Raw genomic sequence first — 6,794 nt, 5'->3', positions numbered from 1 at the left:
CTTGATGGCCAGAGCGCTGAAGGCCGAAGGCATTGAATTGACCCACATCATCGGCCCGAAAACAGCGCACGCCTACGAACGCAACGCGAAAGCCGAGGTCAGCCGGCGGATTGACAGCATTGCATCAAGAGGGCGCGATCCGGTTCCGGACCGGGTGAAATTCACGACGTGGACGCTGCGCTACAATCAAATGATGTGGGTGACGGTGGACGGTTTGGAGCAGCATTGGGAACAGGCGCGTGTTGAGGCGGAGATCAACGATGAAGAGAACACGATCAAGGCCACGACAAAGAATGTATCGGCCCTGACATTCTCGATGTTGCCCGGCGAATGCCCTCTCGATAACACGCGCAAAGTGCGTGTGTCGCTGGATGGCCAGAAGCTCGATGCGCCGCCGCCGGCGTCGGATCGTTCCTGGAGCGTCCATTTTCGCAAACGGGGTAGAAAATGGAGTGCGGTCGAATCAATCGACGAGAGCGGGTTGCGCAAACGCCACGGCCTCCAAGGCCCGATCGATGACGCCTTCATGGACTCGTTCATTATGGTGCGGCCGACCGGCCAGCCGATGAATGACAAAGTCGGCGCATGGGCAAACGGAGAAATGAAACATGCCATCGAACATTGGCGGCGGCAGTTTCGCGGGGACGCGCGCATGAAGAATGACAGCGACATCACCGACGAGGACATCGCCGCGAGCAATCTCGTTCTTTGGGGGGATCCGCAGAGCAACCGGCTCCTCGCGAAGGTCGCGAGCCAGCTGCCGCTGCATTGGGACGGGCAGGGCATTCACACACCGCAGGCGAATTATTCCGGAGATCACCACGTGCCCGTGATGATTTATCCGAATCCACTGAACCCGAAACGCTACCTCGTCGTGAACAGCGGGTTTACCTATCGCGAATACGATTATTTGAACAACGCACGCCAGACGCCGAAGCTGCCGGACTGGGCGATCATCGATATAAACACGCCGGTGTCGTCGCGCGCTCCCGGCGCAATCGTGGGTGCGGGATTTTTTGGAGAACTATGGGAATTCAGGGCACCAAAAGAGACTGCGGAGCGATGAAACATTTCCTGCTGGTGTTGTGCCTTGCGACCAGCGCGGCCGGGTCAGCGATTGGCGCAGAGCGGCAGATTCCGCCGCCGGGAATTCAAATCACGGCGGAAGACCGCCGCGAACTGGAGTCCGGCGCGCGGACTCTGGGTGAAGAAATCGAGTCGTTGCGCCGTGACCTGAAACAGCGGCCTCCCTTGCTCGAACTGCTGCCGGATGTGGAGATTTTTCACAAGGCCGTGGATTGGGCGCTCCGATATGACGAATTCTATCGCAGCAACGAGGTGCAGTTGGCGCGCGTGTTGTTGAAACAAGGCGGGGAACGAGCGGCGCAACTGCGGCAGGGTGCGGCGCCCTGGGCGACGGCGACGGGTCTGGTCGTCCGCGGTTACGTGTCCAAGATCGACGGTTCGGTGCAGCCATACGGGCTCATCGTGCCAGCTTCATTTGTTCGAAAGCCGCAGCGGCCGGCCAGGAAACCGCATCAAAACGAATACCGTCTCGACGTCTGGTTACACGGACGGGACGATCATCTTACTGAATTGAAGTTCATCAGCGAGCGAGAGAAATCATTCGGCGAGTTCGCGCCGACGAATGCGTTTGTTCTGCATCCGTACGGCCGCTATTGCAACGCGTTCAAATTCGCGGGCGAGGTGGACGTCCTCGAGGCGTGGCAACACGTCCGTCGAAACTATCCCATCGACGGAAGAAAAGTCGCGCTGCGCGGCTTTTCGATGGGCGGCGCGGGCGCGTGGCATCTGGGCGTCCATTATTCTGGCGACTGGGCGGTTGTCGCGCCGGGGGCGGGCTTCGCGAACACGGCCGACTACCTGAGGATTCCGCGCGGTGCCGCCGGGCCGCCCTGGTATGAACAAAAGCTCTGGCATCTGTATGACGCGACCGACGATGCGCTGAATCTGTTCAACACGACGGTGGTGGCGTACAGCGGCGAAATTGACAAACAAAAGGCCGCCGCCGACGCGATGGCCGTGGCAATGAAGCCGGAAGGATTGAATCTCGTGCATGTAATTGGACCGAACACGGCGCATCGATATGAACCGAACGCCAAGCGGGAGGTTGCTCGGCTCGTTGACGAGGCGGCCGCGCACGGTCGAAATCCGCTGCCACCCAAAGTGCGGCTCACCACCTGGACACTGCGAATCAACCGGATGTCCTGGATGACCGTGGAGGGTTTGCGGAAGCACTGGCAGCGGGCAATCGCAGAAGCCGAGATCGTCGATTCCCACACGATCAAAGTGCGCGCCGAGAATGTCACGGCCCTGACGTTGTCGATGCCCGCCGGACTATGTCCGCTGGCAACGGTACCGCGGCCTGAGTTGATTCTGAACGGCCAGAATCTGGACGCTCCAGTCGCCGACCCGGACGGTTCATGGAACGTGCGATTGGTTGAGGAGGGAGGCCGCTGGTCGTTGGTGCACGGGCTTCAGGACGGTGGGTTGCACAAACGCCACGGATTGCAGGGTCCCATTGACGACGCGTTCTTGGACTCGTTCATAATGGTGGAGCCGACGGGCAAACCGCTCAACGAATCGGTCGGTCGTTGGACCACCAACGAAATGGCGAAAGCGATTGGGGAGTGGCGCAATCAATTTCGCGGTGACGCGCCCGTCCGACGCGACGATGAGGTGAAGGGCGCGGATATCGCCGCAAACAACCTGGTCCTCTGGGGTGATCCTCGAAGCAACAAGCTGTTGGCGAAAATCGCGGGCCGGTTGCCAATTCATTGGGACGCCAGGGAGATACGCGTTCGCGAAGAACGTTTCGAGTCAGGTCACGATGTCCCGGTGTTGATTTATCCGAATCCACTAAACCCGCGGCGTTATGTGGTGCTGAACAGCGGTTTCACATTTGCCCACCCGCGTTCGACAAGCAACGCGGACCAGACGCCCAAATTGCCGGACCATGCCGTGGTGGACATCAACGGCCCGTCATCAGCGGGCGTCAACGGCAAGGTGGTGGAGGCGGGATTTTTCGACGAAGAGTGGAAACTGGCCGAAGCTGGAAAGTAAGACGGGCCGGTTATCCGTCTTTCGCGAGCCGGAAACCTGTTCCGTGGGAAATCGCGGGGAAAGTTCGTATCCAGTTTGTGCCGCGGCCGCGAGAAGGTCCCTTGTTGTGTGGGGCGAAAACTTGCGGCTTCACTCTCGCGACCCGGGCGCGTTCGTGAAACACAGGGTCAATCCCTCACCTGGAAATCAATGACGAACACATCATCGAGCAGGGGGCCGACGAGTTTGCCGAATTCCTTGTGGGCGGGGTGATTGATGTAGGTGTCGCGGTCTTTCTCGCTGTTGAAGCTCAAGATGAAGCCGTGCGTGCAACCTTTGTTGCGGTTTTCTTTGCTGATGTTGGTGCCCCATTCATAGCTTTTGATTTCCCTGATCTTTTTCTTCAAGTCGCGGAAGGCATCTTCGACCTGCCTGATCTGTTCTTTGGTGGTGCCCTCCTTGAACTTGAATGCAACGACGTGACATAATTTTTCTTTCGGCGGATGTCCGGCCGCGGTCATTGGGAGAGACCAGCCAAGGATGAGTGTTGTGACAAGCGCGATCGCGAGAGTTTTCATGGTTTTATCAGTTCGGTTCAGGTTGTGCATCGAAGAATAGCAACGGGCGGGCACCGAAGCAAGGCTCGGGGTTTTCAACGAGTGACTTCTCTGATGGAATCGACTATGAACAATCATGCATTCGCCCGGGCGCTCCCGCGCCAGCCAAATTGTGAAACTGTTCGTGATTGTTTGCGCCATCAGCCTTGGGCTTTCCAGGTCCGCAGCCGCACACATTTCAACTTTCGCGGGGACTGGCAAAGCAGGCCACTCCGGGGACAAAGGGCGGGCGACTGAAGCGCAACTTGACAATCCTTATGGAATCGCACGCGGCCCGGATGGTGCGCTTTACATCTGTGACATGGAAAACCAGCGGATCCGCCGCGTTGACAAGGAGGGGATCATCACGACCGTGGCGGGCATGGGAACTCGCGGTTATTCCGGTGACGGTGGACCCGCTCTGGAGGCGGACTTGAACGAGCCATACGAGATTCGGTTTGATCGCGCCGGGAACATGTTTTTTGTCGAGATGCGCAACGCCACCGTGCGGCGCGTGGACAAGGTGACGCACATCATTACGACCGTGGCGGGGACTGGAAAGGAAGGATTTTCGGGCGACGGCGGGCCCGCGGTCGAAGCTCGATTACGACAGCCGCACAGCATCCAGTTTGACAGGAACGGGGACCTTTGCATTTGTGACATCGGCAACCGGCGCGTCCGCAAGGTGAACATGAAAACCGGGATCATCTCCACGTTTGCGGGCACAGGAGAGAAACTGGCCACGCCGGACGGCGCAATGTTCGCCTCCGCACCGCTTGACGGTCCGCGCGCGATCGACTTTGACAAAGACGGCAACGCGTGGCTCGCGCTGCGTGAAGGGAACGCGATTTTCAAGCTCGACTTGAAGGCAGGCACGATCCGTCGCATCGCCGGGACAGGAAAAAGCGGGTTCACCGGCAACGGCGGTCCCGCACGGGAAGCAACCCTGTCCGGGCCGAAAGGAATCAGCGTTGCGCCGGATGGCAACGTTTATTTCACGGACACCGAAAGCCACAGCGTCCGCCGCATCGACACCCGCAAAGAAATCGTGGAATTGGTCGCCGGGACCGGCGAACGCGGCGACGGCACGGACGGTGATCCGCTCAATTGCAGGCTGTCGCGCCCTCACGGTATTTTTGTGGACGCCGATGGGACGATCTTCATCGGCGACAGTGAAAACCACCGCGTGCGGGTGATCCGCTGATCACTCGACCGGCTTTTGCATCTGGGCCTGCAACGCCGTGGCGATGCGATCGTCCGTCTCCTGTAAATGCGCGTTGGAAACCGGATCAGTGACCTTGGCCGCATTGAGAACGTCGTGAATTTTGGTCTGTATCTTGTTAAGGCTGGCGCGGGCGAGCGTCGTCGCGTCCTCGGGGACCGTTGATTGCCCGGGACGGAGTGCGAGGCGGATGAGTTGCTTTAGATGTTCGCGCTGGAGGTTGCGCCGGAGGCTGGAGATTTTTACGGCGCCGTCATCCAGTTCCGACCAGACCGCGCTGTCCAACCCGTCGAACAGGTCGTCCATATTGAACGGCTTGGCGTTTGGAGCAAACCGCAATGCGTTGTCCTGAATTCGCGCGAGCGTGACTGCGTTAAAAAGTCGGTTCAATACCGCGCGTTGCAGGTTCAGCACCGAATCATGCCAGGGATAATCAATCCGGGTCGTGCCGGACAGCCCGTCGATTCCGCCGAGAGCAGGCAGACGTTCGATGGCGAGTTTGTTCAGCAGCGACGGTGGCAGCTGAAAGTTGTCCTCTTTGAACGCAAAGTTGCGTAGCAGGTCCAGCGCCTCGCGTTGCTTTTCCGCGGGCACCGGCTCGTAAGGCAACCGTCCGTTGGGGTCGCCGACATGGTCGCGATGATGATAAACACCGCCGATAAACTTTGAGGAAGTCAGCAACCCGCGATAGTACTCGTTTAGCCCGCGGGCGAACGAGCGGCGCAACACCTGATATCCCTCGCCCGGCCTGGCAAGCCTGGTTTCCATGGAAGACCAGAGTTCGCGAACGATTTCAAATCGTTTCCGGAAAAATGCCAGAGGATCGGACGATGCGTCGAATTGATTGTCGAGCGGGTCGATGGCGCTGGGTGAATAAGTCCCGAGGGCGTCCTCATCGGTGGCATAGGGAAGCATGGGGTCTGCATCGCGGGAGGCGATTCTGGCGAGTTCCGCGTGTTCGTCGCCCTCGATCGGTTTATAGGCATATTCAATGGCCCAGTAGTCGTATGGACCGAGCGTGACGGGAACAAAGTCGCCCTGCTTTTCATCCTTCGTGGCGATGATGATGGGATTGTAGTCCATGACCGAAGCGGACTGACCGATGCTTTCGGTTTTGGAAACATCGTTCAGTTCGTTCGGCGGTAGAATGGTGCTGCCCCGGAAATTGTGGCGGAGTCCCAGCGTGTGGCCGACCTCGTGGGCCGTGACCTCGACGATGAACTGCCGCATCAGCTTCTTTTCAACCTCGGGCGAGAGCGCGCCGCGGGTCTCGAGGACGTTGAGGCCAAAGGCGGCTTGTTGCGCCAGACCATCCGCGTAATCACAATAGCCGCCCCCGTTGTGGTTCCACCAGCCGGGCAGATGAACCTGTGGTTGCTGGGAGGGCGGGAACACCGGCGCAACAAATTCTTCTCCCGACCGCCGGACGGAGCGAATGATCCCCTCGCTGAACCCGATGTCGGCGTCGTAGATCTGGCCCGTGAACGGATTCGCGCGCGACGGGCCGATGGCGAACGACGCGTCCACGCCGGCAAACCAGCGAATCGTGTTGTAACGCGTGTCAGCCGGGTCCCAGTCGGCGTCATCCGGCATTTGCTTCACGACGACGGCATCCTTGAACCCGACTTTTTCAAACGCCTTGTTCCAAAGCAGCGCGCCTTCCTTCATCCAGTCGCGGTATTCGACGGGGATGCTGTTCTCGAGCCAGAAAACGATGGGTTGTTTTGGAGGAGACAGTTTTGCCGCCGGGTCGGCTTTCTCCAGATTCCAGCGGTGAATGTAGCGGACATACGGCGAACTGGGATGATCGGACGTGAAATCCTCCTGCACATTCAGAAAGTAACCCACCCGATCATCGGCGATGCGAGGTTTATAGCCCGTCTGCTTCAGTGACGATAATTCATACTTCACAA

Annotated in this window: 5 protein-coding genes; 3 read left to right on the top strand and 2 right to left on the bottom strand. The window is 59.0% G+C overall.

Annotated features, from left to right (window positions below):
• Positions 1-1,066, top strand: a 1,066-nt coding sequence (locus VN887_09410) for a hypothetical protein (GenBank protein ID HXT40228.1), incomplete at its 5' end; no start/stop codon positions are given.
• Positions 1,063-3,084, top strand: coding sequence for a hypothetical protein (locus VN887_09405; protein ID HXT40227.1), 2,022 nt, complete (start codon positions 1,063-1,065; stop codon positions 3,082-3,084). The genes VN887_09410 and VN887_09405, both read left to right, overlap by 4 nt.
• Positions 3,085-3,251: 167 nt before the next feature.
• On the opposite strand, the gene VN887_09400 is transcribed toward VN887_09405, so the two are convergent.
• Complete coding sequence (locus tag VN887_09400) at positions 3,252-3,641, bottom strand: Dabb family protein (GenBank protein ID HXT40226.1); 390 nt, start codon at positions 3,639-3,641, stop codon at positions 3,252-3,254.
• Positions 3,642-3,792: 151 nt separating this feature from the next.
• Here VN887_09400 and VN887_09395 point away from each other — a divergent pair, with 151 nt between their 5' ends.
• Complete coding sequence (locus VN887_09395) at positions 3,793-4,863, top strand: hypothetical protein (protein HXT40225.1); 1,071 nt, start codon at positions 3,793-3,795, stop codon at positions 4,861-4,863.
• On the opposite strand, the gene VN887_09390 is transcribed toward VN887_09395, so the two are convergent.
• A partial coding sequence (locus tag VN887_09390) for a zinc-dependent metalloprotease (GenBank protein HXT40224.1) occupies positions 4,864-6,794 on the bottom strand: 1,931 nt, incomplete at its 5' end.

It is taken from the genome of Candidatus Angelobacter sp., from assembly GCA_035607015.1.
In the GTDB taxonomy this organism is placed as follows: domain Bacteria; phylum Verrucomicrobiota; class Verrucomicrobiia; order Limisphaerales; family AV2; genus AV2.
Note: the sequence above shows the minus strand (reverse complement) of the source record. Positions and strands in the feature narration are given on the sequence as shown.